Annotated in this window: 26 protein-coding genes and 1 tRNA gene; 12 read left to right on the top strand and 15 right to left on the bottom strand. The window is 76.1% G+C overall.

Annotated features, from left to right (window positions below):
• Positions 1-156 precede the first annotated feature (156 nt).
• Positions 157-1749: a CehA/McbA family metallohydrolase gene (locus tag FS882_RS20070; protein ID WP_158375900.1), complete on the bottom strand. Its 1593-nt coding sequence runs from the start codon at positions 1747-1749 to the stop codon at positions 157-159.
• 191 nt (positions 1750-1940) lie between these two features.
• Here FS882_RS20070 and FS882_RS20065 point away from each other — a divergent pair, with 191 nt between their 5' ends.
• The 3 genes from FS882_RS20065 to FS882_RS20055 are packed head-to-tail and all read left to right on the top strand — an operon-like array spanning position 1941 to position 4829.
• On the top strand, positions 1941-2435 hold the full coding sequence (locus FS882_RS20065; protein WP_158375898.1) for an FMN-binding protein: 495 nt from the start codon (positions 1941-1943) through the stop codon (positions 2433-2435).
• Positions 2422-3318 carry an FAD:protein FMN transferase gene (locus FS882_RS20060; RefSeq protein ID WP_158375896.1) on the top strand — a complete coding sequence of 299 codons (897 nt, stop codon included), beginning with the start codon at positions 2422-2424 and terminating at the stop codon, positions 3316-3318. The genes FS882_RS20065 and FS882_RS20060 overlap by 14 nt, the downstream gene beginning before the upstream one ends.
• Positions 3315-4829 (top strand): FAD-dependent oxidoreductase, encoded by a 1515-nt coding sequence (locus tag FS882_RS20055; protein ID WP_158375894.1) that lies wholly within the window; start codon positions 3315-3317, stop codon positions 4827-4829. The genes FS882_RS20060 and FS882_RS20055 overlap by 4 nt, the downstream gene beginning before the upstream one ends.
• Before the next feature lie 29 nt (positions 4830-4858).
• On the opposite strand, the gene FS882_RS20050 is transcribed toward FS882_RS20055, so the two are convergent.
• The 4 genes from FS882_RS20050 to FS882_RS20035 form a co-directional block, all read right to left on the bottom strand.
• Positions 4859-5608, bottom strand: coding sequence for an SDR family oxidoreductase (locus FS882_RS20050; protein ID WP_158375892.1), 750 nt, complete (start codon positions 5606-5608; stop codon positions 4859-4861).
• Positions 5605-6360: an SDR family oxidoreductase gene (locus FS882_RS20045; RefSeq protein ID WP_158375890.1), complete on the bottom strand. Its 756-nt coding sequence runs from the start codon at positions 6358-6360 to the stop codon at positions 5605-5607. Before FS882_RS20045 ends, FS882_RS20050 begins: the two co-directional genes overlap by 4 nt.
• 69 nt (positions 6361-6429) lie before the next feature.
• Entirely contained in the window at positions 6430-7428 is a 999-nt protein-coding gene (gene sigJ / locus FS882_RS20040) for an RNA polymerase sigma factor SigJ (protein ID WP_262348437.1), read from the bottom strand.
• The gene (locus FS882_RS20035; RefSeq protein ID WP_158375888.1) at positions 7425-8834 is read right to left on the bottom strand and encodes an NAD(P)/FAD-dependent oxidoreductase; all 1410 of its coding nucleotides are present in this window, start codon (positions 8832-8834) and stop codon (positions 7425-7427) included. The genes sigJ and FS882_RS20035 overlap by 4 nt, the downstream gene beginning before the upstream one ends.
• A gap of 79 nt (positions 8835-8913) precedes the next feature.
• Here FS882_RS20035 and FS882_RS20030 point away from each other — a divergent pair, with 79 nt between their 5' ends.
• Positions 8914-9813: an oxidoreductase gene (locus FS882_RS20030; protein ID WP_158375886.1), complete on the top strand. Its 900-nt coding sequence runs from the start codon at positions 8914-8916 to the stop codon at positions 9811-9813.
• Between the two features lie 15 nt (positions 9814-9828).
• Here the strand turns inward: FS882_RS20030 and FS882_RS20025 are convergent, their stop codons facing one another.
• From FS882_RS20025 to FS882_RS20000, 6 genes are all read right to left on the bottom strand, one after another.
• The gene (locus FS882_RS20025) at positions 9829-10194 is read right to left on the bottom strand and encodes a RidA family protein (protein ID WP_158375884.1); all 366 of its coding nucleotides are present in this window, start codon (positions 10192-10194) and stop codon (positions 9829-9831) included.
• Positions 10195-10320: 126 nt separating this feature from the next.
• Positions 10321-11559 carry a beta-ketoacyl-[acyl-carrier-protein] synthase family protein gene (locus FS882_RS20020; RefSeq protein ID WP_158375882.1) on the bottom strand — a complete coding sequence of 413 codons (1239 nt, stop codon included), beginning with the start codon at positions 11557-11559 and terminating at the stop codon, positions 10321-10323.
• Between the two features lie 148 nt (positions 11560-11707).
• A complete protein-coding gene (locus FS882_RS20015) occupies positions 11708-11956 on the bottom strand; it encodes an acyl carrier protein (RefSeq protein WP_146838928.1) in 249 nt (82 codons plus the stop codon).
• 89 nt (positions 11957-12045) lie between these two features.
• A complete protein-coding gene (locus FS882_RS20010; RefSeq protein WP_158375880.1) occupies positions 12046-13050 on the bottom strand; it encodes a beta-ketoacyl-ACP synthase III in 1005 nt (334 codons plus the stop codon).
• Positions 13047-14024 carry an ACP S-malonyltransferase gene (locus FS882_RS20005; RefSeq protein ID WP_158375878.1) on the bottom strand — a complete coding sequence of 326 codons (978 nt, stop codon included), beginning with the start codon at positions 14022-14024 and terminating at the stop codon, positions 13047-13049. Before FS882_RS20005 ends, FS882_RS20010 begins: the two co-directional genes overlap by 4 nt.
• Positions 14025-14230: 206 nt before the next feature.
• Positions 14231-15598 carry a PucR family transcriptional regulator gene (locus FS882_RS20000; protein WP_262348436.1) on the bottom strand — a complete coding sequence of 456 codons (1368 nt, stop codon included), beginning with the start codon at positions 15596-15598 and terminating at the stop codon, positions 14231-14233.
• 112 nt (positions 15599-15710) lie between these two features.
• On the opposite strand from FS882_RS20000, the gene FS882_RS19995 reads away from it, so the two are divergent.
• Positions 15711-16391 carry a hypothetical protein gene (locus tag FS882_RS19995; protein ID WP_158375876.1) on the top strand — a complete coding sequence of 227 codons (681 nt, stop codon included), beginning with the start codon at positions 15711-15713 and terminating at the stop codon, positions 16389-16391.
• A gap of 683 nt (positions 16392-17074) precedes the next feature.
• On the opposite strand, the gene aceE is transcribed toward FS882_RS19995, so the two are convergent.
• The gene (gene aceE / locus FS882_RS19990; RefSeq protein WP_158375874.1) at positions 17075-19816 is read right to left on the bottom strand and encodes a pyruvate dehydrogenase (acetyl-transferring), homodimeric type; all 2742 of its coding nucleotides are present in this window, start codon (positions 19814-19816) and stop codon (positions 17075-17077) included.
• A gap of 476 nt (positions 19817-20292) precedes the next feature.
• On the opposite strand from aceE, the gene FS882_RS21715 reads away from it, so the two are divergent.
• The 3 genes from FS882_RS21715 to FS882_RS19975 all read left to right on the top strand — a co-directional run bounded on the left by FS882_RS21715 (position 20293) and on the right by FS882_RS19975 (position 21376).
• Positions 20293-20712, top strand: a complete 420-nt coding sequence (locus FS882_RS21715) for a DUF3052 domain-containing protein (RefSeq protein ID WP_239194932.1) — start codon at positions 20293-20295, stop codon at positions 20710-20712.
• Between the two features lie 19 nt (positions 20713-20731).
• Positions 20732-21202: a redoxin domain-containing protein gene (locus FS882_RS19980; protein ID WP_158375870.1), complete on the top strand. Its 471-nt coding sequence runs from the start codon at positions 20732-20734 to the stop codon at positions 21200-21202.
• Between the two features lie 97 nt (positions 21203-21299).
• A tRNA-Val gene (locus FS882_RS19975) sits at positions 21300-21376 on the top strand.
• A 50-nt stretch (positions 21377-21426) separates the two neighbouring features.
• Here the strand turns inward: FS882_RS19975 and FS882_RS19970 are convergent.
• Positions 21427-21795, bottom strand: coding sequence for a winged helix-turn-helix transcriptional regulator (locus FS882_RS19970; RefSeq protein WP_262348435.1), 369 nt, complete (start codon positions 21793-21795; stop codon positions 21427-21429).
• 78 nt (positions 21796-21873) lie between these two features.
• Between FS882_RS19970 and FS882_RS19965 the strand changes: the two genes are divergently transcribed.
• On the top strand, positions 21874-22287 hold the full coding sequence (locus FS882_RS19965; RefSeq protein WP_158375868.1) for a RidA family protein: 414 nt from the start codon (positions 21874-21876) through the stop codon (positions 22285-22287).
• Positions 22288-22362: 75 nt separating this feature from the next.
• Here FS882_RS19965 and FS882_RS19960 read toward each other — a convergent pair whose 3' ends face one another.
• Positions 22363-22968, bottom strand: coding sequence for a sugar O-acetyltransferase (locus FS882_RS19960; RefSeq protein WP_262348434.1), 606 nt, complete (start codon positions 22966-22968; stop codon positions 22363-22365).
• Positions 22969-23040: 72 nt separating this feature from the next.
• On the bottom strand, positions 23041-24189 hold the full coding sequence (locus FS882_RS19955) for an MFS transporter (RefSeq protein WP_262348433.1): 1149 nt from the start codon (positions 24187-24189) through the stop codon (positions 23041-23043).
• A gap of 372 nt (positions 24190-24561) precedes the next feature.
• On the opposite strand from FS882_RS19955, the gene FS882_RS19950 reads away from it, so the two are divergent.
• From FS882_RS19950 to FS882_RS19940, 3 genes are all read left to right on the top strand, one after another.
• Positions 24562-24729 (top strand): thaumatin family protein, encoded by a 168-nt coding sequence (locus FS882_RS19950; RefSeq protein WP_158375864.1) that lies wholly within the window; start codon positions 24562-24564, stop codon positions 24727-24729.
• Between the two features lie 213 nt (positions 24730-24942).
• Complete coding sequence (locus FS882_RS19945; protein ID WP_187365402.1) at positions 24943-26073, top strand: ABC transporter permease; 1131 nt, start codon at positions 24943-24945, stop codon at positions 26071-26073.
• Complete coding sequence (locus tag FS882_RS19940) at positions 26070-26762, top strand: ABC transporter ATP-binding protein (RefSeq protein ID WP_158375862.1); 693 nt, start codon at positions 26070-26072, stop codon at positions 26760-26762. Before FS882_RS19945 ends, FS882_RS19940 begins: the two co-directional genes overlap by 4 nt.
• The last annotated feature ends 17 nt before the right edge of the window (positions 26763-26779 follow it).

The following is a 26779-nucleotide window of genomic DNA, read 5'->3' as shown; positions in this document are numbered from 1 at the left end:
GGGGGGGCGCGGGCTACCGCGCTGGGCGCGGGCTACCGCGCTGGGCGCGGGCTACCGCGCTGGGCGCGGGCTACCGCGCTCGGCGCGCGCCCCCGCGCTCGGCGCGGGCGTCTTCCTCCAGCGCGCCGCAGCGCGCAGCAGCCGGTGCGGTCCTCGTCAGCGGTAGAAGCGTGCCGCGCGGTCGTAGAGGTCCAGCACCTCGTCCCGGCGCGCCGGGGAGCCGAACCGTCCCGGGTCGGCGCGGGCCGCGGCCGCCAGGTCGGCGACCCAGCGTGCGAAGAACGCCCGGTGCTCGGCCTGCGCCGCGGGGTCCGGGCCGGGGCCGTCGAGGTGCACGGGGCTCGTGTGGGCGAGCCGGATCGTGCGGGGGTCCGGCTGCCTGGCCCGGGCGGCCACCCAGCCGGCGCGGCGCAGGTCGAGCGTGACGTCCAGCACCGGCCCGTCGGAGCGCGCCGCGACCAGGCCGTCGACGACGACCTCGACCCGCGCCGGACCGGTGCCGTCGGGCGCGGAGCCGCCCGCGCCGGAGCCGTCCGACGCGCGCGTCCCCGGCCCCGCGCCGACGCCGGGTGCCCACGCCGTGCGCGCCACCGCGCGCACCCGGTGCCGCCCCGCGGGCACCGTCGCGCCCGGCCCGGCGTCACCGACGGCCAACGCCAGGAGCGGCCCGTTCGTCACCACGGACCGCCCGGCCCGGAGCCCGGCGTAGAAGCCGTCGACGGTCAGCGGCCCCGGCGCCTGGACGTACACCCGGTCGTACCCGGGCGGCGCGGGCAGCACGCCCGACGCCGAGCCCGCCGACGCCGGCAGCCGCAGCCCGAGGCCGAGGTACCGGTACCAGAGCGCGAGCTGGTACCGGCTCGCGCCCTCCGGGCCCGGGTACGCGGCGCGGTCGCGGGGGCGCCCCCAGGCCTCGTTGGCGAGCATCCCGCCGGGGACGTAGTGGTTGTTCAGCACGCCGACCGCGTCCGGGGCGCCGGTGGCCATCAGCACCGGGACGTCCCACCAGGTCAGCTTCTCGGCGTCGACGAAGGCGCCCGTGGCCCGCGCGGCGTCCACGAGGGTCCGGGCGGGCGGGTACCACCAGTCCCCGGCGCCGGTGCCGGGCAGGTCGGGCACCGTGACGCCGTGCAGCAGGACGGCCCCGCCGCCGCGCTCGTCCTCGGTGACCGGCGCGACGGCGTGCCGGTCGCCGTCGACCGTCAGGGCGGCCCGCGGGACGCCGCCGTCCCCGCCCGCCCCGGCTCCGCCGGCGCCGGCCCCGCCCGCCCCGGTCCCGCCCGCCGGCGCCTGCTCGTTCCACCGGGTCACGAACGCCCCCAGGTGCAGGTCCTCGGCCCGGAGCAGCGCGGCCGCGTCCGCGAGCGGCCGGTGCACGTGCAGGTCGCCGGACCACCACCCGTCGGCGGCGAGGTCGGCCCACCGCTCCGGGTCGCAGGCCACGCGCGCCCCGCCGGCCCCGACGTCGACGACCCGCTCGACCCGCCGGTGCTCCGGCCCGCGCTCCACGACGACCGTGCAGGCCTCGCGCGGCACGGGGACCTCCGCGGTGCCGGCGGAGAGGAAGTGCGCGGTGTACCCGGGCTCGATCGTGGAGGCGTCGGTGGGGTCGACGTCCATCCCGAGCACCCCGGGGCGGTCGTCGGCGGTGCGGTCGCGAACGGCGTCCTCGGGCGCGTGCCACGTCCCGTCCGGCCCGCGGACCGTGACGCGCGCGGGGGTCCCGGTCTCGATCGTCAGCGTCGGCACGCGTCGACCGTAGCGAGCGCCACGGGGCGTCCCGCAAGCGCGCCGTGACCAGAAGTGCACCGGATGATGGGCGGGCACCTCGCCGATTCCCAGGCCGTTCCCAGCAAGCGTGCCTAGCGTCGTGTGTCACACCCAATGTGATCGGATTCAACCAAGGGGTCCCGGGGGCCGGGACCAGGGGAGGACGACCCATGGCGCACACCACCCGACGCCGCACGCTCGGCCTGATGTCCGGCCTGTCCGTCCTCGTGGCGCTGGCGGCCTGCAGCAACGCGGACGCCGCCACCGAGGACGACGCGCAGGCGTCCTCCCAGTCCGACGCGGGCTCCGGCGGCGCGGACGCGACCGCGGGCGCCGGCACCGACGGCACCGCCGGATCGTCGACGGGCGAGTTCACCGACGGGAGCTACACGGCCGAGGGCTCGTACTCGACGCCGGGCGGCGAGGAGTCGATCTCGGTCGACGTCACCGTGGCCGACGGCGTGGTCACCGACGTCACCGTCACCCCCGAGGCGACCGGCGGCAACGCGGCGCGGTTCCAGGACGAGTTCGCCTCCGGCATCGCCGACGAGGTCGTCGGCCAGGAGCTGGCCGGGCTGTCCGTCGACAAGGTCTCCGGCTCGTCGCTCACGGGCGACGGGTTCAACGCGGCGCTCGACCAGATCCGCGCCGATGCCGCGGCCTGACGCCACCGTCGCCTTCGACGCGATCGGCACCCGCTGGACGGTCGACACCCCGGAGCCGCTGGCGGACGCCGTCCTCGGCGCGGTGCGGGCCCGGATCGACCGGTTCGACCGGGACTGGTCGCGGTTCCGCGACGACTCCTGGGTGGCGGAGGTCGCCCGCGGCGGGGCGGGGTCGTACCGGCTGCCGGACGACGCCGGACCGCTGCTCGACGCGTACGACGAGGCGGCGCGGTGCACCGACGGGGCGGTCAGCCCGCTCGTCGGGCGCGCGCTGGAGGGGCTGGGCTACGACGCGGCCTACACGCTGCGCCCGCGCCGCGACGCCGACGGGTCGCTGCGCACCGCGCCGGTCCCCGACTGGCGCGGTGCCGCGCGGCGGGACGGCGCGACGCTGGTGCTCGACGAGCCGGCGCTGCTCGACGTCGGCGCGGGCGGCAAGGGTTACCTGGTCGACCTGGTGTCCGGCGTGCTCGCCGCCCACGGGGTCGGCGAGCACGTGGTGGACGCGGGCGGGGACCTGCGGGTCGCGGGCCGGGGCGCCGCGCCGCTGACCGTCGCCCTGGAGGACCCGCGGGACACGACGCGCGCGCTCGGCGTGCTCCGGCTCGCCGACGGCGCCCTGTGCGGGTCGGCGACCAACCGGCGCGCCTGGGGCGAGGGCCTGCACCACGTGGTCGACGCGCGGACCGGGGTGCCGACCGCCGACGTGCTCGCCACCTGGGCGGTCGGGGAGTCGGCCCTGGTGGCCGACGTCGCCGCGACCGCGCTGTTCTTCGCCGAGCCGGACCTGGTCGCGTCCCGGTTCGACGTCCGCTACGTGGTGCTGCGCGCCGACGGGAGCCTGCGCTGGTCCCTCGGCCTGGACGGGGAGGTGTTCGCGTGAGCGCGTTCGCGTGGCTGGACGAGCGGCTGGGCCGCGTCACGATGTACCGGCTGCTGACCCTGGGGCTCTCCGCCCTCGCGGTCGTGGCGGTGGTGCTGGCGGCGACCGGCGTGATCTTCCTCGACCCCGGGGCGATGGTGGTGAGCGCGGCGGTCGCCGTGGCCGCGTCGGTGGCGAGCGCGTGGGGCGCCGCGCTGGCGTTCCGCACCCGCCCGCACACCGAGTCGGCGATCATCACCGGCCTGATCCTGTTCTTCCTGTTCTGGCCGACGCTCGAGGCCCGGTACCTCGGCACGCTCGCCCTGGCCGCGCTGCTGGCGAACGCGTCCAAGTACGTCCTGGCGTGGCGCGGCCGGCACCTGGTCAACCCCGCGGCGATCGGCGCGCTGCTGGTCGGGCTGACCGGCTGGGACGCGACGACCTGGTGGGTGGCGGACCGCTGGCTGCTCGTGCCGGTGCTGCTGCTGACCCTCGTGGTCGTCGTCCGGACCCGGCGGTACGCGCTGGTCGGGACGTTCGTCGGGGTCGCGGTGCTGGCCGTCGCGATCCGGCTGGTGGCCGAGGGCTCGGCGCCGTGGCCGGCGGTCCAGACGGCCGTGGTGTCCTACCCGATCCTGTTCCTCGGCGGCGTCATGCTGACCGAGCCGCTGACCCTGCCGCCGCGCCGCTGGCAGCAGCTGGTCGAGGCGGTCGTGGTCGGCGGGCTGATGGCCGTGTCGTACCACGTCGGCCCGCTGTTCAGCACGCCCGAGGCGGCGCTCGTCGTGGGCAACCTGATCGGCTTCGCCTGGGGCCAGCGCGGCGCCGTCCGGCTCACGCTGACCCGGTCGACCCGGCTCACGCCGCGCACCGTGGAGCTCGCGTTCCGGGCCGACCGGCCCGTGCGGTTCCGGCCGGGTCAGTATGTCGAGCTGACGGTGCCGCACCGCCGACCCGACGCCCGCGGCACCCGGCGCGTGTTCAGCGTGTCGTCGGCGCCGTCGGCGGGCGAGCTCACCGTGGCGCTGACCGTGCCCGAGCGGCCCAGCACGTTCAAGCGCGCGCTGGCCGCGCTGCCGATCGGCTCCCGGGTGCGGGCGACCGGGCTGGGCGGCGACTTCGTGCTGCCCGACGACGCCGAGCGGCCGGTGCTGCTCGTCGCCGGTGGCATCGGGATCACGCCGTTCGCGTCCCAGCTCGCGGCGCTGGCGGACGCGGGGGAGCGCCGGGACGTGGTGCTGGTGCACGCCGTCACCGACCACGCCGACCTCGCCTACGCCGACGTGGCGCGGGCCGCCGGGGCCCGGGTGCTCGTGCTGTCGCCGACGCCGGACCTGGACGGGCTGCCGCCCGGGGCGGTGCACCTGGGCGAGCGGCGGCTGAGCGTCGAGGGGCTCGCCGAGGCGGTGCCGGACCTGGCGCAGCGCGACGCCTACGTGTCCGGGCCGCCGGCGATGGTCGACGGGACGCGGGCGCTGCTGCGGCGCGCGGGGGCGCGGCGGGTGCGGACGGACGCGTTCAGCGGGTACTGAGCAGGGCCGGCGCCCCCGCCCCCCTGTCCTCAGCGACCGCGCGAGTCCAGCCACTCGTCGAACGTCGTCCGGCCCACCCGCCGCGGTCCGCCGTCGCCGCGGAGGTCGCCCGACGCCAGCCCGGCCCCGTACCGGCCGGGGAGGCGCACGTCCAGCACCCGCCGCCGGGTGCCGTCGTGCGCGGCCAGCCGCCGGACCATGTCCGCGAGGGTCTCGTCCCGCGGCCCGACCAGGTCCGGCGCGCGGCCCGTCGGCCCGGCCTCGGCGACCTCGACCAGGTGCTCGGCCACCTCGCGGGCGGCCACCGGGCGGCACAGCGTGCGGGGCACGACGGTGACCGGGCCGAGGGACGTGCGGGCGGTGACCTGCTCCGCGAACTCGTGGAACTGCGCCGCGCGGGCGATCGTGTGCGGGCTCCCCGACCCCGCGAGCAGCCGCTCCTGCGCCAGCTTGCCGGCGTAGTACGCGGCGTCCGTCCCGTCGATGCCCACGATCGACAGGGCCACGTGGTGCCGCACCCCCGCCCGGGTGCCCGCGGCCAGCAGGCTGCGCGTCGTGCCGGAGAAGAACGCCGTCGCCGCCCGGGCCGACAGCGTGGTGGTGTTCAGCACGTCGACGACGGCGTCGGCGCCCGCCAGCGCGGCGTCGAGACCGGCACCGCCCAGGACGTCGACGCCCTCGTGCCGGCTGAGGACCACGACGTCGTGCCCCCGGCGCGCGGCGGCGTCGACGACGTGCCGGCCGACGGTGCCGGTGCCGCCGGCGACCGCGATCCTCATCGGACCGGCTCCGCTGCGACGGGCACCCCGGGGACCGGGTACGGGCGCACGCCCCGGAGGTGGTCCCCGAGCGGGACCAGCGCGTCGTCGCTCTCGGCGCCCAGCGCGGTCCCGGCGACCGTCACGACGGCGCGCGGGTCCGACCGGTCGGCGAGCGTGGCGCGCAGGAGGTCGTCGAGCCGGTACCGGTGCGGACCCGCGAGGTCGACGGTGCCGTCCGCGGGCTCGCCCAGGGCGACGTCGGCCAGCAGGTCGACCACCTCGCCGACGTCCACCGGCTGCAGGAGCGTGCCGGGAGCCCGGACGGTGCCGTCGACCGTCAGCCAGTCGGCGAGGGCCGGGACGAAGTCGTGGAACTGGGTGGCCCGGACGATCGTGAACGGGACGCCGCCGTCGCGCACCGCCTCCTCCTGGGCGACCTTGCCGGCGTAGTACCCGTTCGCCAGCGCGCGGTCCGCGCCCACGACCGACAGCACGACGTGGTGCCGCACGCCGGTGCTGAGCCCGGCGGCGAGCAGGCGCTCGGTCGTGCCGCGGAAGAACGCCGTGGCGGCCGCGGGGTCCGTCTCGGGGACGTTGAGCACGTCCACGACGACGTCGGCCCCCCGCACGGCCTCACCGACGCCGGCGCCGGTCACGGGGTCGAAGCCCCTGCCGCGGGACCCGACGGCGACGTCGTGCCCGAGCTCCCGCAGCCGCGCGGTCAGGCGGCTCCCGACGTGGCCGGTGCCACCGGCGACAAGCAGTCGCATGGCTCTCCCTCCTGGCCGGCGCCCTGCCGGTCCTGCCGGCATGACGACGCAGCCCCGCCGGGTGTGAGGTCAGCGCCCGCCGTGCCAGGCGCCGAGCTTCTCGGGGTTCACCTGCAACCACAGGTCCACGATCCGGCCGTCCAGCACCCGTGCGTTGACGACACCCCGCACGCCGTCCTCGGTCACCAGGGCGAACGCCAGCCCGTCGCCGGTCCGCCGGGGCACCAGCGTCGCCGTCGCCTGCTTGCGGAGGACGCCGAGCACGAACCGCGCCACGTGCTCGACCCCCAGCACCGGGCGCCGCGCCGCGCTGACCAGACCGCCGCCGTCGGACCGCAGCGTCACCGAGGGGTCGAGGAGGGCCGTCAGGGCGTCGATGTCGCCGCCCGCGCAGGCCGCGGCGAAGGCGGCCAGGACGGTGTCGTGCTCGCGGGTGCCCCCGGCGGGGACGGCGCCGCGCTCGCGGACCCGCCGCCGGGCGGACGTCGCGAGCTGGCGGACCGCGGCGGGCGTGCGCCCCACGACCGCCGCGACCTCGTCGAAGGGCACCGCGAACACGTCGTGCAGCACGAAGGCGACGCGCTCGGCAGGGGTCATGCTCTCCATGACCACGAGGAGCGCGGTGCTCACCTCCTCGTCGAGAGTGACGCGGTCGAGCGGGTCGCCGCCGCCCGGGGGGAGGGCGGGGGCGGTCGCGCCGGGGACGCCGGCGAACAGGTCCGCCGGCACCGGCTCCGGGAGCCACTCGCCGACGTACCGCTCCCGGCGCGCCCGGGCGGAACCGAGCACGTCCAGGCAGACCCGGCCCATGACCCGGGTCAGCCACCCCGCCGGGTTCCGGACCGCCGCCCGTTCCGCGTCGGTCATCCGGTACCAGCGGACGTAGGTCTCCTGCACGGCGTCCTCCGCCTCGGCGAGCGTCCCCAGCATGCGGTAGCCGATCGCAAGCAGGCGGCGGCGCTCCTCGAACACCCCCGCGAGGTCGTCGTCGGCCGTGGCGGTCGGCGGGACGCGCCGGTCCGGTCCGTGCTCGATCATCGCCCGCCGTCCCCCTCCGTCGTCGGTCACGCCGCGGAGATCGTGGCACGGACCGGGTCGCGCGGGCCCGACGGCGCGTCGCCGGCGTGCCGTGCGTCCCGCCCGTCGTGGTCCGCCCCGCGCTCCGGGGCACCGCCGGTGACGAACGACCGCCGCGGCTCGACCACCGCGCTCAGGGACGCGGTGTCCCGCCCCGCGAGCGCGGCCGCGAACCAGACGAGCAGGACGCGGAGCGTGCGCTCCCAGGTGGGGACCGCCAGCACGTGGTAGCCGCGGTGCGCGAGCCACGCCGGCAGCCCGGTGAGCACCAGGCGCCGATACTGGAAGACGCCCTGGTGCCGGCCGAGCGTCGCCACGACGCCGAGCCCGTGGTGCACGTAGTCCCGGGTCGTCCGGCCGCGGAGCGCGGCGACGACGTTGGCCGCGAGCAGCCGTCCCTGCCGGACGGCGTGCTGCGCGTTCGGGACGGTGACCGCCCCGGGCCCGCCGGCCAGGTCGGGGACCGCCGCGTCGTCCCCGGCCGCCCACGCGTCCGGGACCACGACGCCGTCCGCGTCCTGGACGCGCAGGTCGGCGCGCACCCGGATCAGCCCGCGATCGGTCACCGGGAGGTCGGTGTGCCGGCGGACCACCGGGTTCGCGGCGTTGCCCGCCGTCCAGACCACCAGGCCGCTGTCGAACTCCTCCCCGGTGGACAGCACGACGTGCCCGCCCACGGCCGAGCGCAGCTGGGCGCCGAGGTGCACGTGCGCCCCGCGCCGCCGCAGGTGGCGGACCACCCAGGCCCCGGGCCCGTCGGTCACCTCGGGCAGGATGCGGTCGCGGGCCTCGACGAGGTGGAAGGCGAGCTCGTCCGCGGCCAGCTCCGGGTACGACGGCAGCAGCGAGGCGGCCAGCGACAGGGTCTCGCCGAAGCCCTCGACCCCGGAGAACCCGCCGCCGACGAACGTGACCGTCAGCAGCCGGCGGCGCTCGGCGCCGGCCGGCAGGGCCGCCGCCCGGTCGAACGCGGTGAGCACGTGGTCCCGGACGGCCACCGCCTCCTCGACCTGCTTCAGGCCGATCGCCTCGTCCACGAGCCCCGGGATCGGCAGCGTCCGGGTCACCGCGCCGGCGGTCAGCACGAGGACGTCGTAGGCGAGCGTGACCGGGTCGCCGTCCCGCGGCGCCACCGTGACCCGGCGCGCGGCGTGGTCCACCCGCGTGACGGTCGCGGCGAGGAGCCGCGTGCGACGCAGGTGCCGGCGCAGCGGGACGGCCACGTGCCGGGCCTCCACGGAGCCCGACGCCACCTCGGGGAGGAACGGCTGGTAGGTCATGTACGGACGGGGGTCGACGACGGTCACCCGCGCCTCGCCCCGCCGGAGCCTCTTCTCGAGCCCCCACGCGGCGTAGAACCCGGCGTACCCGCCCCCGACGACGACGATGTGCTTCACGGCTGCGACCCTTCCTGTTCGGTCACCGACATGACGACGCGGCCCGACCGGGTGTGAGGTGGCGCGTAGCCTCGCCGGTGTGACCTCGAGCGCACCCCCTGCCACGACCGCCCTCGTCGGCCCCGGTGTCATCGGCACCACCGTCGCCGCGGCGCTGCACGAGGCCGGCCGGACGCCGCGGCTGTACGGCCGGACCCCGCGGGAGCGCCTCGTGCTCCGGACGGCGGACGGCACGGTCGTGGTGCCCGGGCCGGTCCGGACGGACCCGCGGGAGGTCCGCGCGCCGGTCGACCTCGTGCTCCTCGCGGTCAAGGCGACCCAGGTCGACGGCGCGGCTCCCTGGCTGTCGGCGCTCTGCGGCCCGGGCACGGTGGTGTGCGTGCTGCAGAACGGCGTCGAGCAGGTGCCGGTCGTGGCACCGCTGGCCGGCGGGGCCGAGGTGCTGCCCGCGGTCGTCTGGTTCCCGGCGGTCGCCGAGCCGGACGGGGCGGTCCTGCTGCGCGGCGATCCCCGGCTCACGCTGCCGGACGTGCCCGCGGCGGCGGTCGTCCGGGACGCGCTGCGCGGCAGCCGGTGCGCCGTCGACCTCGCCGCGGACTTCCCCACGGTGGCGTGGCGGAAGCTGCTGCAGAACGCCGCCGCGGGCCTCATGGTCCTGACCGGGCGGCGCTCCGCCGCGTTCCGCCGTGACGACGTCGGCGACCTGGCGCTGCGCTACCTGCGCGAGTGCCTGGCGGTCGCCCGGGAGGAGGGGGCGGCGCTCGGGGACGACGTGCCCGAGGCGATCCTCGACGGCTTCCGGTCGAACCCGCCCGACCTGGGGACGTCGATCCTCGCCGACCGCGAGGCCGGGCGGCCGCTCGAGTGGGACGCCCGCAACGGGGTCGTGCTCCGCCGCGCCCGGGCGCACGGCATCCCGACCCCCGTGGGGGACGTGCTGGTCTCGCTGCTGGCGGCGGCGAGCGACGGCCCGGGCTGAGCGCCCGGGCGGCGCTCAGGGGGTTGCTGCCCCCCGGTGCGCCACCGCGTCGAGCTGGAACCGCAGCCCTTCGTGCGCGAACGCCGTCTGGATCGACTTCCGGGCCGGGTACCCGGCGGTGAACCGCTCCCGGAACACGGCCTCCATCGCCGGGATCTCCCAGATGTCCGCGAACAGGGCGTCGACCTGCACCACGTCGGCGAGCGACAGCCCGATCGTCGCGAGCCGCGCCTCGAGGGTGTCGAGCGCGCCGTGCACCTGCTCGGCGGTCGTGCCGGTGGTCCGGCCGACGCAGTACGAGACGAACACCAGAGCGCCGGCCTCGACCAGTCCGGCGTGCGCCCAGCCCTCGTGGATCTCGTGGCGGGTGATCGCGTCCATGCCGCGGACGGTACCGCCGTGCCCGGGGCCCTCGGGTGGAAACGGGTGGAGCGTCCTGCCCGACACGCACCGGCGTGTCGGGCAGGACGCTCCACCCGGGGGGTCGCGAGGGTCGAAGGACCCGGGTCAGGCGTTCGTGACCACCAGGGCGACGTTGTGGCCGCCGAAGCCGAACGAGTTGTTCACGACCGCCAGGTCGCCCTCGGGCAGGGCACGCGGGGTGTCCCGCACCAGGTCGAGGACGAGCTCGGGGTCCGGCTTCTCGACGTTGATCGTCGGCGGGGCCTGGCGGTCGTGCACCGCGAGCACCGAGAAGACGGTCTCGAGCGCGCCGGCGCCGCCGAGCAGGTGGCCGGTCATCGACTTGGTGGCGGACAGCGCGACCTGGTCGGCGTCGGAGCCGAGGGTCTCGCGGACGCCGCGGGCCTCGATGAGGTCGCCGACGACGGTCGAGGTGGCGTGCGCGTTCACGTGCTTGACGTCGGCGGTGCCGATGCCGGCGTCCGTCATGGCCATCCGCATCGCGGCGATCTGGCCGCGGCCGGTCGGCTCGGGGGAGGTGATGTGGTAGCCGTCGGACGACAGGCCGACGCCGGCGACGGCCGCGTAGACCTTCGCGCCGCGGGCCCGGGCGTGCTCCTCGGACTCCAGGACGACGATGCCGGAGCCCTCGCCGATGACGAAGCCGTCGCGGTCGACGTCGTACGGCCGCGAGGCGCGGGCCGGGTCGTCGGTGCGGGTCGACAGCGTGCGGGACGCGGCGAACGCGGCCATGGGCATCGGGTGGATGGTGGCCTCGGTGCCGCCGGCGATCACGACGTCGGCGCGGCCGGTGCGGATCATCTCGACGCCGTAGCCGATCGCCTCGGCGCCGGACGCGCAGGCCGACACCAGGGCGTGCGCCCCGGCGCGGGCGCCGAACTCCAGCTCGACGTACGCGGACGGCGAGTTCGGCATGAGCATGGGGACGGTCATCGGCAGGACGCGGCGGGCGCCCTTCTCGCGCAGGGTGTCCCACGCGTCGAGGGTCGTCCAGATGCCGCCGATGCCGGAGGACACGACGACGCCGAGCCGCTCGGGGTCGACCTCCGGGGCGCCGGCGTCGGACCACGCCTCGCGCGACGCGATGATCGCGTACTGCGCCGAGGGGTCCATCTTCTTCATCTCGGGCCGGGGGAGGACCTCCTCCGGGCGGACCGCGAGCGTGGCGGCGAAGTCGACCGGCAGGCCGTACGTCTCGGCCCAGTCGTTGTCGAGGGTGCGCGCGCCCGACGTGCCGGCCAGGGCGGCCTGCCAGGTGGTGGGGACGTCCCCGCCGAGCGGGGTCGTGGCGCCGAGGCCGGTGACGACGACTCGCGTGCTCATGAGGTGCTCCTGGGGTGTCGGGTGCGTGCGGGTGGTGCGGGGGCGTCCCGGAGCGTGCCGGGACGCGACCGGGGTCCGCGCCGCGGGAGCGCTGGGCTCCCGGACGCCGCGCGAGGCGGCGGCGCGGCGCGGACCCCGGTCGGGTGTCTCAGGCCTGGGCGTTCGAGATGAACGACACCGCGTCGCCGACGGTCGCGAGGTTCTTGACCTCGTCGTCCGGGATGCGGACCTCGAACTTCTCCTCGGCCAGGGTCACGATCGTCATCATCGACAGGGAGTCGATGTCGAGGTCGTCCGTGAACGACTTCTCGGGCAGGACCGAGTCGGTCGGCAGGCCGGTCTCCTCGCTGACGATCTCGGCCAGGCCGGCCAGGATCTCCTGCTCGCTGTGCGCCATCGGTGTCTCCTTGGTTGTGTGCTGCACCCCGCCGTGAGGCGGGGCGACGGTCGTGCGGTCGATGAACGGTACTGCGGCCGGGCGCCCCGTCAGGGCAGCACGACCACCTGGGCGGCGTAGACGAGGCCCGCGCCGAAGCCGATCTGGAGCGCCAGGTCGCCGCTCTTCGCCTGGCCCTCGCGGATGAGGCGCTCGGTCGCGAGCGGGATGGAGGCCGCCGAGGTGTTGCCGGTGTCGGCGATGTCCCGGCCGACCGCGACGGTCTCGGGCAGCTTCAGCTGCTTGATCATCTGGTCGATGATCCGCATGTTCGCCTGGTGCGGGATGAACGCGTCGATCTGGTCGGCGGTGACGCCAGCCGCGGCCAGGGCCTTCTCGGCGACCGGGGCCATCTGCCAGACGGCCCACTTGAAGACGCTCGGGCCCTCCTGGCGCAGCGTCGGCCAGCCCGCGCCCTTGTCCCGGGTGTCGAGCCAGGAGTGGGTCTGGCGGATGGCCTGCGCCTGCGAGCCGTCCGAGCCCCACACGGTCGGGCCGATGCCGGGGAAGTCGGACGGGCCGATGACGACCGCGCCCGCGCCGTCGCCGAGCAGGAAGGAGATGGACCGGTCCGTCGGGTCGACGAACTCGCTCATCTTCTCCGCGCCGATGACCAGCACGTTGCGGGCGGTGCCGGCGCGCACCAGGGCGTCCGCCTGGCCGATGCCGTAGCAGTAGCCCGCGCAGGCGGCCGACACGTCGAACGCGGCGGCCGGGGTCGCGCCGAGCCGGTCCGCGAGGATCGCGGCGCCCGACGGGGTCTGGTGGAAGTAGGTGACGGTCGCCAGGATGACCGCGTCGATGTCCGCGCCGGTCAGACCCGCGTTCGCGATCGCCTCGCGGGCGGCCTTCTCGGCCAGGTCGAGGACGTCGGTGTCGGCGCCCGCGCGGACGCGGGTCACCATGCCGGTGCGCTGCCGGATCCACTCGTCGGAGGAGTCGATCGGGCCGACCAGGTCGTCGTTCGGGACGACGTTCTCGCCGCGGGCGGCGCCCAGGCCGAGGATCCGCGTGTGGGCGGGGCCGGTCGCCTGGGTCAGGGTGGGGCGGGTCACTTCGCGGTCTCCCGGGAGTCGTCGGTCGTGGGCGCGCCGGGGGTCGCGGTGTGGCGGGCGACGAGGCCCCGGGCGGCGGGCAGGTCGGCCGGCGACGTGATCGCGACCGTCTCCACCCCGGGCAGGCTACGCCGGGCCAGGCCCTTGAGCACACCACCGGGGGCGAGCTCCAGCAGGCCGGTCACGCCGAGCTCGACGAGGGTCGCCTGGCACAGGTCCCACCGCACGGGCGAGGCGATCTGGGACACCAGGCGGGCCACGACGTCGGCGCCGGCGACGTCCGGCCCGAGGGCCGAGCCGTCCGCGTTGGTGAGCAGCGTCACCCGGGGCGACGCGGCCGCGGTCTGCGCGGCGACGGCGGCGAACGCGTCGCGCGCCGGGTGCATGAACGGGGTGTGGAACGCGCCGGCGACCTGGAGCGGCACCACGCGGGCGCGGGCCGGGGGGTTCTCGGCGAACCGGGCCAGCGCGTCCTGCGCACCGGCGGCGACGACCTGGCCGCCGCCGTTGACGTTGGCGGGCCACAGGCCGGCCGCCTCGATCGCCGCGAGCACCTCGTCCGGGTCGCCGCCGAGGACGGCGGTCATGCCGGTGGGCTCGGCGGCGGCGGCCTCGGCCATGAACCGGGCGCGCTGCCCGACGAGGGCCACCGCAGCGGCGTCGTCGAGCACGCCCGCGACGGCCGCGGCGGCGAACTCGCCGACCGAGTGCCCCGCCGTGGCGCCGGCCGCGACCGGGCCGCCCTCGTCCTCCAGCGCGCGCAGCGCCAGCAGGGAGGTCGACACGATCAGGGGCTGGGCCACCGCGGTGTCGCGGATGGTGTCCGCGTCGGAGGTCGTCCCGTGCGCCGTCAGGTCGACGCCCGAGGCCTCCGAGAAGGCCGCCAGGCGGTCGGCGGATCCGGGCAGCTCGAGCCAGGGGGCGAGCATTCCGGGGGTCTGGGCGCCCTGTCCGGGGCAGACGATCGCGAGCACCCGACCACTCTGCCGGTGCGGACGCGCCGCGCCCGCTCACGACCCGCACACGGTTCCCGAGCCCGACTTGTCCGGGTCCCACAACGCCCGCGGGGGTCCCGCGGGGTCCCGCCGGCCCCCGGCGGGGGCGCGAGGTCGGCGGTTGCGCCCGAGGTCGTCGGTTCCGCCGGGGGTGCGGTGGCCGGAACCGACGACCTCGGCGGGGGTCAGGCGCCGGGGTGGTCCAGGCGGCCGACCGCCAGGGCCTGCTGCAGGACGTAGGCCTCGCGCGGGTCCAGGGGGTCCCAGCCCGTCACCTCGGCGACGCGGCGCAGGCGGTACCGGACGGTGTTGGGGTGGACGTAGAGCGTGCGGGCCGCGGCCTCCAGGGACCGGCCCGCCGCCAGGTACGCGGTGAGGGTCTCCAGCAGGCTGCCGGTGCTGGCCAGCAGGGGGACGTACGCCTGCTCGACCAGCAGCGCGCGGGCGCTCGCGTCGCCGACGAGCACCCGCTCGGGCAGCAGGTCGTCGGCGAGCACCGGGCGCGGCGCCTGCGGCCACGCGGAGATGGCGGCCAGCCCGGCGAGCGCGGCCCGGGCGGACCGGGCGGCGTCGGCCAGGTCGGTGCCCGTGGGGCCGAGGACGACGGGACCGGGGCCGAACCGCGGGAGCAGGGACGCGGCCGCCTCGCGCAGGTCGCCGGTGCCGCCGAGGAACACGACCAGCCGGTCGCCCTGGATGCCGACCAGCGCGTCGTCCGCGGCGCGGCGGGTCGCGCGGCGCAGGTCGGACGTCCGGACGTCGTCGAGCGGGGAGGCGGTGGTGCCGACGACGACCAGGGTGCTGCCGCGGCCGCTCCAGCCGAGCGCGGCGACCCGGGACCGGAGGGAGTCGTCGACGTCGCCGCGCAGCAGGGCGTCCACGACCAGCGCCTCCAGCCGGGCGTCCCAGGCGCCGCGCACCTCGGCGGCGCGGGCGTAGACCTCCGCCGCCGAGAACGCCACCTCGCGGGAGTACCGCAGCACGGCCTCCAGCAGGTCGCGCTCGCCGCCCGGCGCCGCGAGCCGGTCGCTGTGCGACTCCACGACGTCCACCACCACGCGGACCAGCTGCAGCGTGTGCTGCAGGGAGATCGACCGGGTCAGCTCGGGCGGGGCGGTCGCGAAGATCTCGCCGACGCCGTGCGGCGGTCGCGACGGGTCGGCGAACCAGGTGACGAACGCGGTGATGCCCGCCTGGGCGACGAGCCCGACCCAGGACCGGTCGTCGGCGGGCAGGGCGCGGTACCAGTCGAGGTCCTCGTCGAGCCGGCGCATCGCCGCCGCGGCCAGCACGCCGCTGCCCTCGCGGACGCGGCGCAGGGTCTCGCCGTTGCTCGCGTCGGGGGCCGTGGCGATGCGCCCGGCGCGGGTGCGGTTGCGGGCGGGGGAGAGGCCGTCGACCGGGGCGGCGGCCCGGGCGGCGTCCTCGGCCGGGACCTCGGGCGGCGCCGCCGGTGCCGTGGTGGCCGTCGTGGTCGGCGGCGCGGCGGGCGACGGGGCCGGGGCGGCGCCCTCGGGGGCGGGGGCCGCGGACGTCCGGCGGGGCTGAGGCATGCCGTGAGCATAGGGCCCCGTTGTGGGGAACCGACAAAGGTCCCGAGCGTGGCCGACGGGCCGGCGGGCCGTTCGACCGGTGCGGGACGAGTCCACCGGATAGTGTCGCGTCATGGCTCTGCTGCCCCGACTGCGCCGCCTGCTGGGCCGCCCTGCGCCCGCGTCCCGGATCGGGGCGCGCCGCCCGACGGGCGCGACCCGGCACGGCGACGTCCCCCAGGAGGACGCCCTGAGGTCCCGCCTCGGCGACGATCCCAACGACGAGCGCGCCTTCGCGGCCCTCGCCGAGATCGTCCGCCGGCACGCCGTCACCGGCGTCGACGACGACCCCCTGACCGCCGAGGCGGACGACGCGGAGCGCCAGCGCGCCGCGGACCTGGCCGTGTGGTCGCTCGGCGAGGAGCTCGCCGGCAACCCCCGCGCCTGGTACCCGCTGGTCGAGGTCGCGCGGCTGTCCGTGCGCGACGACCTGGAGGGGACGCTCCGCCGGCTCACCACGGCCACCGAGCGCGACCCGTCCGGCGCCGCGCTCGTCGCGGGCCTGCGGCTGCTGCGCGAGGCCGGCCTGCCGGTCGAGGCGCTCGGCCTCGGAACCGGGCACTGGCACCCGCGGGAGCACGACCCCGAGGTCGGGCGCGAGCTGGTCCTGGCCGCGGTCGAGGCGGGCCGCCCGCTCGACGCGAAGCAGCACCTCGCGAGCCTCGAGCTGTACCCGAAGCAGGACGACATCGCCCAGATGCGCCGCGAGCTGGCGCGGCTGGTGGACCAGGCCGAGCGGCACGCCGGCGCCTGACGCGCGCTCCGCGGCGCGTGTCGTCCGGCGGGCGGCGCGTGTCGTCCGCCCGGCGGCGCGTGTCGTCCGGCGGGCGTCCTCTGTCGGCGTCCCCGGCGAGCGTCCGCGGGTCGTACGCCGTCGGCAGCGGACCCGCGCCGCGGGAGAGACCCCGCGCACCGTGCGCCGACCTGCGCCGAGGTAGGACCCGCGCGTCGAGGTAGGACCCGCGCGTCGAGGTAGGACCCGCGCGTCGAGGTAGGACCCCCGACGGTCCTACCTCGACGGAACGGTCCTACCTCGGCGACGGGGCGGCGCCGAGATCGGCGGATCCCGTCGAGATCGGTGGCTGCGAGCACCGATCTCGGGGGGAAGCACCGATCTCGCGGGGCTGCGTCGAGCGCGCGGGACCCGGGGACCTGGCGCCGGGCGCCGTGCCGTCCCGGCCCCGCGCGCCGAGAGAGGACTGCGCGCCGAGATAGGTCCCGCGCGCCGAGATAGGTCCCCCGACGGTCCTACCTCGGCGGAGCCGTCCTACTTCGGCGACGGGGCGCCGCCGGTCGGCGACGGCGCGCCGCCGACGGCGACCGGCGCCGACAGCGCCGATCTCGCCGGGTCCGGGCACCGGCCCCCGGGACGACGACGGGCCCCGCACCCCTCCGAGGAGGGGTGCGGGGCCCGTCGCGTGCGTCAGGCGGGTCCGGTCAGGACTCGCCGCCCGCGTTGCCGGAGGTGCCGGCGGTGACGTCGTGCAGGCGGTACTTCGCGATCGCCTGCGCCGGCGCGTCCGCCGCGACCTTGCCCTCGCGGGCGAGCTGCTGCAGGACGCGGACCACGGTCGACGGGCCGTCGATCTTGAAGTGCCGGCGGGCGGCGGCGCGGGTGTCGGAGAACCCGAACCCGTCGGCGCCGAGCGTGGCGTACCGGCCCGGGATCCACTCGCGCACCTGGTCGGCCACGAGGTGGTCGTAGTCGGTCGTCGCGACGAACGGGCCCTCGGCGCCCTGGAGCTTGGCGGTGAGGTACGGCGTGCGCGCCTCCTCGCCCGGGTTCAGGAACGCGGCCTGGTCGGCGGCCAGCGCCTCGCGGCGCAGCTCGTTCCAGGACGTCACGGACCAGACCGCGGCGTGCACGCCCCAGTCCTCGGCGAGCAGCTGCTTGGCCTCGAGCGCCCACGGCACCGCCACGCCGGACGCGAGGATCTGGGCCTTCGGCCCGTCGCCCTCGGCCGGGGACAGCAGGTAGATGCCCTTGAGGATGCCCTCGACGTCGACGTCCTCCGGCTCGGCCGGCTGGACGATCGGCTCGTTGTAGACCGTCAGGTAGTAGATGACGTCGGGGTCGCGACCGTCCTCGCCGAACATCCGCTGGATGCCGTCGCGGACGATGTGCCGGATCTCGTAGCCGTACGCCGGGTCGTAGTGGACGACGTGCGGCATGGTGCCGGCCAGCAGCGGCGAGTGGCCGTCGGCGTGCTGCAGGCCCTCGCCGGTCAGCGTGGTGCGGCCGGCGGTGGCGCCGATGAGGAACCCGCGGGTCATCTGGTCGCCGGCCGCCCAGAACTGGTCGGCCGTCCGCTGGAACCCGAACATCGAGTAGTAGAAGTAGAACGGGATCAGCGCCTCGCCGTGCGTGGCGTACGACGTGCCGACCGACTGGAACGCGGCCGCGGAACCGGCCTCGTTGATGCCGGTGTGCATGATCTGGCCGGACTCGGACTCCTTGTAGGAGAGCATCAGGTCGCGGTCGACGGCGAGGTAGTTCTGGCCGTTCGTGTTGAAGATCTTCGCGCTCGGGAAGATCGAGTCCAGGCCGAACGTGCGGGCCTCGTCGGGGATGATCGGGACCAGGCGCCTGCCCAGCTCCTTGTCCTTCACGAGGTCCTTGAACAGCCGCACGAGCGCCATCGTCGTGGCGACCTCCTGCGTGCCGGAGCCCTTCTTCAGCAGCTCGTAGGCCTTGTCGCCCGGCAGCGTCAGCGGCTTGTGCGTCGAGCGGCGCTCGGGCACGTAGCCACCCAGCTGGCGGCGACGCTCCTGGAGGTACTGGATCGCCGGGTCGTCCTGGCCGGGGTGGTAGTACGGCGGCAGGTACGGGTTCTCGTCGATCTGCTCGTCCGTGATCGGGATCGAGAGCGAGTCGCGCAGGGCCTTGAGCTCGGCGCCCTTGAGCTTCTTCATCTGGTGCGTGGCGTTGCGCCCGGCGAAGCCGGAGCCCAGGCCGTAGCCCTTGACGGTGTGCGCCAGGATGACGGTCGGCTGCCCGGTGTGCTCGCGCGCGGCCTTGTAGGCGGCGTAGATCTTCCGGTAGTCGTGGCCGCCGCGCTTGAGCGCCCAGATCTCGTCGTCGGTCATCTTCTCGACGAGCTGCTTGGTGCGCGGGTCGCGCCCGAAGAAGTGCTCGCGGATGAACGCGCCGTTCTCCGCGCGGTACGTCTGGTAGTCGCCGTCGGGCGTCTCGTTCATGAGGTGGACGAGCGCGCGGTCCTTGTCGGCGTTGAGCAGGGCGTCCCACTCGCGGCCCCACACGACCTTGATGACGTTCCAGCCGGCGCCGCGGAACTGCGCCTCGAGCTCCTGGATGATCTTGCCGTTGCCGCGGACCGGGCCGTCGAGGCGCTGCAGGTTGCAGTTCACGACGAAGGTCAGGTTGTCCAGGCCCTGCTGGGCGGCGTGCTGCAGCATGCCGCGCGACTCGGGCTCGTCCATCTCGCCGTCGCCGAGGAACGCCCAGACGTCCTGCTGGCTGGTGTCCTTGATGCCGCGCAGGTGCAGGTACTTGTTGGTCCACGCCTGGTAGATCGCCGACGCCGGGCCGAGGCCCATCGACACCGTCGGGAACTCCCAGAAGTCCGGCATCAGGCGCGGGTGCGGGTACGACGGCAGGCCGCCGCCCGGGTGCGACACCTCCTGGCGGAAGCCGTCGAGCTGGTGCTCGTCCAGCCGGCCCTCGAGGAACGCGCGGGCGTACACGCCGGGGGAGGCGTGGCCCTGGAAGTAGATCTGGTCGCCGCCGCCGGGGTGGTCCTTGCCGCGGAAGAAGTGGTTGAGGCCCACCTCGTACAGCGTCGCCACGGAGGCGTAGGAGGAGATGTGGCCGCCGACGCCGACGCCGGGGCGCTGCGCGCGGGTCACCATGACCGCCGCGTTCCACCGGTTCCACGAGCGGTACCGGCGCTCCAGGACCTCGTCGCCCGGGAAGTACGGCTCCTCGTGCACGCCGATCGTGTTGACGTACGGCGTGTTCAGCTCGGCCGGCACCGCCACGTTCCGCTCACGCGCGCGCTTGAGCATGCTCAGCAGCACGTAGCGGGCCCGGGGGCCGCCCTTGTCGTCGATGAGCCCGTCGATGGACTCGACCCACTCGGAGGTCTCCTCGGGGTCCACGTCCGGGACCTGGCTCAGCAGGCCGTTGATGAGCGGTCCGCGCTCGTCCTTCGAAGCCACCAGTGCTCCTCGCCTCTCCACGCGGGGGCCGGTCGGCCCCGGTGCGCATCTCGGCCCGCCGGTGTGCGCGCCGGTTTCGGTGCGCGCCGCCGCCGGGCGGGTAGTAGGACCATTGTCCGCCGTCCGGACACCGAAAGTCTCCCAGTCCGACACTCGGGATGCGTGACGCTCATGACAATCGGCTCTCCGGGGGGTGGCCCCCATCACGTCCGGGCACGTCACGGGGCGTTTCGGGGGGAGTGCGCGGGTGCCTGGCCGCCGGTCGCGACCGCCGGGTGCCGCTCCGGGCGGGGGCCGCGGCCGGGTCGCGCCGTCTTGCGGGTCGGACGCGCTGGTCCGCGCCGCGCCGACATCCCGGCGCCACGACGGCGCTTGCCACGCGCACGTGGGGTGCGGTGGGCTACCGTTCGGTGATCATCGAACAGGTGGTGCTCGGGACCGGCCCGGCACGCCAGACGGAAGGAACAGGTCAGGACGTGGCATCCAGCACCGGCGACGCCCCCCAGGGGGCGGGCCGTCTCGGGTTCACCTCGGGCCAGGTGGTCCAGGAGTTCGGTTACGACGACGACGTCGACAACGACCTGCGCGCCGGTCTGGAGGGCATCACCGGCACCGAGCTCGTCGACGAGGACTACGACGACGTGGTCGACGGCGTTGTCATCTGGTTCCGCGACGAGGACGGCGACCTGGCCGACACCCTCATGGACGCGATGACCGTGCTGGACGACGGCGGGCAGATGTGGGTGCTCACGCCCAAGCCGGGTCGCGACGGGCACGTCGGGCACGACGACATCGAGGAGGCCGCGACCACGGCCGGCCTGCACGCGACGAGCACGTTCTCGATCGCGGGCGACTGGTCCGCGACCCGCCTCGGCAGCCGCGGCCGCGGGCGCTGAGCCCCGCGCGGTCCCGGCCGTGAGCCAGGGTCCGGGGGCGCCCGTCGTCGGCGACGCGGTGCCCGTGCTGACGCTGCCGGACGCGCACGGCTCGCCGGTGGCGGTCGGCGGGGCGTCGGCCGCCCCGGTGCTGCTGGTGTTCGTGCCGTTCGCGTTCTCGCGGGTGTGCACCGCGGAGCTCGGCGAGCTCCAGGCGCACCTGCCGGAGCTCGACCGGGCCGGTGTCGGCGTGCGGGCGGTGTCCTGCGACCCCGGACCGGCCCTGCGCGCCTGGGCGGAGCAGGACGGGTACACGTTCCCGCTGCTGTCCGACTTCTGGCCGCACGGCGCCGCGGCGCGGGCGTACGGGGTGTTCGACGAGGTCGACGGGTACGCGCGGCGCGGGTCGTTCCTGCTGGACGCCACCGGCGTGCTGCGCTGGTCGGTCGAGTCCGCCGCCGGGGTCGCGCGGCCGTTCGCCGCGTACCGCGAGGCGGTCGCGGGGTTGTGACCCGCGTGCCGGCGCGGGTGCCGGCACCCGTCCCGTCGAGGACCGGGGTACGGACCGGGCGGGGGCACCCGCACCGGTAGGCTGCCCAGCGCAGCAGGGGCCTGTAGCTCAGTTGGTCAGAGCGCCGCGCTTACACCGCGGAGGTCGTCGGTTCGAGACCGGCCGGGCCCACCACCACAGGATGCCCGGCACGGATCCCGCAGCCGCCGCGAGCCCTGGCGTCGTCAGGCGTCGTCGAAGCGGTCGCGTGCCGCCTCAACCTCCGCCAGGTGAGCGGAGGTCCAGGCGAGCAGGGCGTCGACGGGCTCCCGGAGGGTCTTGCCGAGCGGGGTGATCGCGTACTCGACCGCCACCGGACGCGTGCTGATGACCGCGCGGCCGACGATGCCGTTGCGCTCGAGCCGGCGGAGCGTCGCGGTCAACGACTTCGCGGTGACGGCGGGGATCGCCCGGCGCAGGTCGTTGAACCGGGCGGGTGCCTCGCACAGGTGCTCGAGGACCTGCATCGACCAGGTGTCCAGCACCTGCTCGAGCAGCTCGCGGTGGGGCGCGCCGACGGCGAGGCGCTCGGCGGGCGTGGCGGTATCGGTCACGACACCTAGTCTCGTTGAAGTGTCCTGCGGGTACCACGTAGGAAGGGGATACCTGCTTCCCGCCCCTCGGAGGACCCCGTGCCCGTCCAGCTGCTCAGCCCCGCCGGCCTCGCCCACCCCGTCCCGTACCAGCACGTCGCGATCGGCTCGGGCACCCGCCAGGTGCACGTCGCCGGCCAGGTCGGCAGCGTCGACGCGGACGGCGCACCGCTCGCGGCCGACGACATCGCCGGGCACGTGGCCGACGCGCTCCGGAACGTCGCGGCGGGCCTCGCGGGCGCGGGTGCGACCTTCGCCGACGTCGTCCGGCTGACCATCTACGTGACCCGGTGGACGGCCGACCAGATGCCCGCGTTCCTCGCCGGCGTCGAGTCGGTGGCCGAGGAGCTCGGGCTGCCGACGCCACTGCCTCCCGCGTCGCTGATCGGGGTCGAGGTGCTGTTCGAGCCCGGCGTCCGCGTCGAGATCGAGGCGACCGCGGTGATCGGCTGATCCCGGCCGTGCGCCGTCACGGGACAGGCGGCGAGCGGGCGGCGAGCCGGCCGCGGAAGCCGGACGGCGCGGTGCTCAGCCCTCCGGCAGGAGGGCGCGCACGACGCGCGCGGGGTTCCCGGCGACGACCACGTCCGGCGGCACGTCCTTCGTGACCACGGACCCCGCGCCGACGACCGACCGCGCGCCGATCGTCACGCCCGGGCACACGACGACGCTGCCGCCGAGCCACACGCCGTCCTCGATCGTGATGGGGGAGACCCGCTCCCAGCCCTGCGGGCGCAGCTCGGGGTCCAGCACGTGGGTCGGCGTGTACAGCCGCACGCTCGGGCCGATCAGGACGTCCGCGCCGATGCGGATCTCGCCGCCGCCGAGGGTGAGGAAGTCCGCGTTGACGAAGGTCCGGTCGCCGAGGTGCAGCCGGTGGCCGTAGTCCAGGTAGAACGGCGGGCGGAAGTCGACGCCCTCGCCGACGGTGCCCAGCAGCTCGCGGAACAGCCTCTCGGCCGCGGGCCGGTCCTCGTCGTAGAGGGCGGTGATCCGGCGGCACGTGCGCTGGGTGCTGGTGGTCAGCTCCGCCAGCTCGGGGCCGTAGCGGTAGCGGTACCAGTCGCCGGCGACCATCTTGTCGTACTCGGTGCGGCCGTCCGCGAGGGCGGTCGCGAGGTCGAGCTCCTGCACGGGGTTCTCCTTCGTCGCGGACGACGAGTGTCCCAGGCGGGGGCCGCGGGGCGCCGGGACCTCCGGCGCGGACTACCCCCGGCGTGCGCTCGCACGGCGCACCGGCCCGAGCGTGAACAGCAGCGTCGCCAGCGCGGTGATTGCGAGCATCGCGAACCCGGTGCCGTAGTCGCCCCGCAGCTGGTAGACGGCGCCCATGATCAGCGGCGGCAGGAACCCGCCGAGCCCGCCGGCGGCGCCCACGACACCCGTGACCGCCCCGACCGTCCCCGGCGGCGCGACCTGCGACACCAGCGCGAACGTCGCCCCGGACGACGCCCCGAGCGCGGCCGCGAGCCCGAGGAACGCGATCGTCCCGACCGGCACCAGATCGGGCTGGAACGCGACGACGGCGGCCAGCACGGTCACGACGGCGAAGCACACCACCGACACCGGCACGGCGCCCAGCCGGTCGGACAGCGTCCCCCCGACCGGGCGCATCACGACCGCGAGGACGACGAACCCGGCGGTCCGGGCGGCCGCGTCGCCCTGGCTCAGCCCGTAGGCGTTGGCCAGGAACGTGGGCAGGTAGACCGAGAACGCGACGAAGCCGCCGAACCCGACGGCGTACAGCCAGGAGAGCTGCAGGGTGGCGGGGATCCGCAGCGTCCGCCAGGTCCGGGCCAGCAGGCCGTCGCCGCTGGCCGGCGGTCGGGGGGAGGGGTCGCGCAGGAGCAGGCGCGCCACGACGGCGTAGAGCGCCAGCAGCGCCGCCACCAGCACGAACGGCGCCCACCGGCCGACGGCATCGGCGATCGCGACGGTGGTGAACGACGAGATGGCGGTGCCGCCCATCCCGACGCCGAAGATCCCCAGGGCGGTCCCGCGCCGTTCCGGCGCGAACCAGCCGTTCACGAACGGCACCCCGATGGCGAACGTCGTGCCGCCGAGCCCGAGGAGGAACCCGCCGACGAGCAGCATCGGGAAGCTGTCCGCGATCAGCCCCACGAACAGCACCGGGACGATCGTCAGCGCGCTGACCACGGGGAACATCGTCCGTGCGCCGACACGGTCGGTCAGCGCGCCGACCGGGATGCGGCCGAGGGACCCCACGATGACGGGCACGGCGACGAGGACGGAGACCTGGACGTCGGTGAGGTCGTAGTCCGTCCCGTAGGTCCGCCCGAGGGGGCTGATGAGCGCCCAGGCCCAGAAGTTGATCGCGAACCCGACGGTGGCCACGGCGAGCTGGACGGAGGGCGACGGTCCGGCCCGCCCCGACGCGGGCGTCCCCGCCGGCGACGCGTCGGCGCTCGGTCGGTCGGGCTGTGGTCGTCGCATCGGGCCCCCTGCGCGGACGGGTCGACCAGGCTCGCCACATGCTGCCACTCCACGGCCCCGTGCGCGCCCGCAGCGGGTGCCCGCAGCGTCCGCGGTCGTGAGCACGCCGTCGGCGGTCGCTCGTGGCCGGGGGCGCGCCTGCTCGTCGCGCACGTCCGCTGTGCTCCCGGGGGTCCGGGGCGACGTGAGCACCCGGTCCCCGCGGGGTCGGATGGGTGCACCGCGCCGGCGTCCGGTCCGTGCGCGGCCGACGACTCCGGAGAGTGGGGAACCATGTATCAGATCACCGGCCAGGGGGCGGGCGTGCTCGCCACGACGGGGCTGGCGCTCGCGAGCGGCTGGGTCGCCGCGTGGACGCTGGTCGTCGCCGGCGTGGCCGCCTGGTCCGTCGTGCGCGTGCTGCGGCGCAAGGCCGTCGGGCGCACCGGCTGCACCCGCTGACGACGGGCGGGCGGCGGTTCCGCGGAGGTGCGCCGTGGGAGACGGCGCCGGCGGGTGCGACCCGCCGGCCTCCGGGGCCGGGCCCTCGTCGTCCCCGGCACGCGATGTGCGTGCGGACCTCGACGCGGTGTCGGTGGGATACCGACACCGCGTCGCTATGATGCCGACACCGCGTCGGAAAACCGGCGCGTCCCCGACCCCGAGAGGCTCCCCGTGTTCCTCGCACTGCGCGAGCTCGCGTTCGCGCGCACCCGCTTCGGCCTGATGGGCGCGGTCGTCGCCCTGATCGCCGTCCTCATGGTCCTGCTGTCCGGCCTGTCGTCCGGGCTCGTGATCGACGGCGTGTCCGGGCTGCAGCGCAGCCGGATCGACGCCCTCGCCTTCGCGGACGGCACCCGGACCGACTCCGCCTTCACGCGCTCCGAGGTCACCGCCGCGCAGCGGGACGCCTGGGCGGCGCGGGACGACGTGGCCGACGCCGAGCTGCTCGGGACCGCGATCGTCAACGCCGAGAACGACGACGGCGCCCCCGTCGACCTCACGCTGTTCGGCGTCGAGCCCGGCGGGTTCGTCGCACCCGAGGCCGCCGACGGCCGCGACCTCGCCGCCGAGGGCGAGGTCGTGCTCAGCGCCACCGCGCGGGACGAGGGCATCGCGCTGGGCGACGTCATCACGCTGGACCGGCTGGGCACGCGGCTCGAGGTCGTGGGCTTCGCCCCGGACCAGCGCACGTTCGGTCACGTCGACATCGGCTACGTGGCGTTGCGGACCTGGCAGGAGGTGCACGCCGGCGCCGGCGTCGGCGAGGCGGTGCCGGGTGACGCGTACGACGTCGCCAGCGTCGTGGCCCTCCGGTCCGCGGGCGGGGACGCGATCGACCTCGCGGCCGGCGACGCCGCGGCCGGCACGTCCGCGCGCACGATCACCCAGGCGTTCGACTCCTCGCCCGGGTACAGCGCCGAGCTCATGACCATGCAGCTGATCCAGGCGTTCCTCTATGCGATCTCGGCGCTCGTCGTGGGGGCGTTCTTCACGCTCTGGACCGTGCAGCGCACCCGGGAGCTGGCCGTGATGCGCGCGATCGGGGCGTCGACCCGCTACCTGCTGACCGACGGCCTGCTGCAGGCGGCGATCCTGCTGGTGGGCGCGACCGCCGTCGGCGTCGCCGCCGGCCTGGGCCTGGGGGCCCTGCTGGGCGGGACGGGCATGCCGTTCTCGCTCGAGGCGCGCCCGGTGCTCGGCGGCGCGGGGCTGATCGTCGGCCTCGGGCTCGTGGGCGCCGCCGTCGCCACCACCCGGATCGTCTCCGTCGACCCCGTCACCGCCCTGGGAGAGAACCGATGACCGCCACCGATCCCGCGCTGCCCCAGGCGGGCCTCGCCCTGTCCGACGTCACCCTCGCGTTCGGTGACGGCGACCAGGTGGTCACCGCCCTGGACCACGTCGACCTGGTGGTGCGCGCCGGCGAGCTCGTCGCCGTCGTCGGCCCTTCGGGCGCCGGGAAGTCGAGCCTGCTGGCCGTGGCCGGGGGACTCACCCGACCCTCGTCGGGGTCGGTCGTGGTCGACGGCATCGAGCTGACCACCGTCTCGCGGCGAGGGCTCGCCCGGTTCCGCCGCGACCACGTGGGCTTCGTGTTCCAGTCCGGCAACCTGGTGCCCGCGCTCACCGCGGTCGACCAGCTCCGGCTGGTCGAGACGATCACGGGGAGACCGGCGGCGCGCCGCCCCGAGGTGCTGCTCGCTGCCGTCGGGATGGCGGAGCACGCCGGCCGGCGTCCCGCGCGGCTGTCCGGAGGCGAGCGCCAGCGCGTCGGTATCGCCCGCGCGCTCGCCGCCTCGCCGTCGGTCCTGCTCGTGGACGAGCCCACGGCCGCGCTCGACCGCCGGCGCAGTCACGAGATCGTGGAGCTGCTGTGGCGTCAGACGCACGAGTTCGACGTCGCGACCGTCATGGTCACCCACGACCACGACGTGCTGGAGCACGCGGACCGCGTGGTCGAGATGGTCGACGGGCGGCTGCGACCCGCCTGAGGCGGACGCCGCGCCGG

The sequence above is a fragment of the Cellulosimicrobium cellulans genome (genome assembly GCF_007679345.1).
GTDB lineage: Bacteria > Actinomycetota > Actinomycetes > Actinomycetales > Cellulomonadaceae > Cellulomonas > Cellulomonas cellulans_A.
The sequence above is the reverse complement of the archived record's forward strand: the minus strand, read 5'-3'. Positions and strand labels throughout refer to the sequence as shown.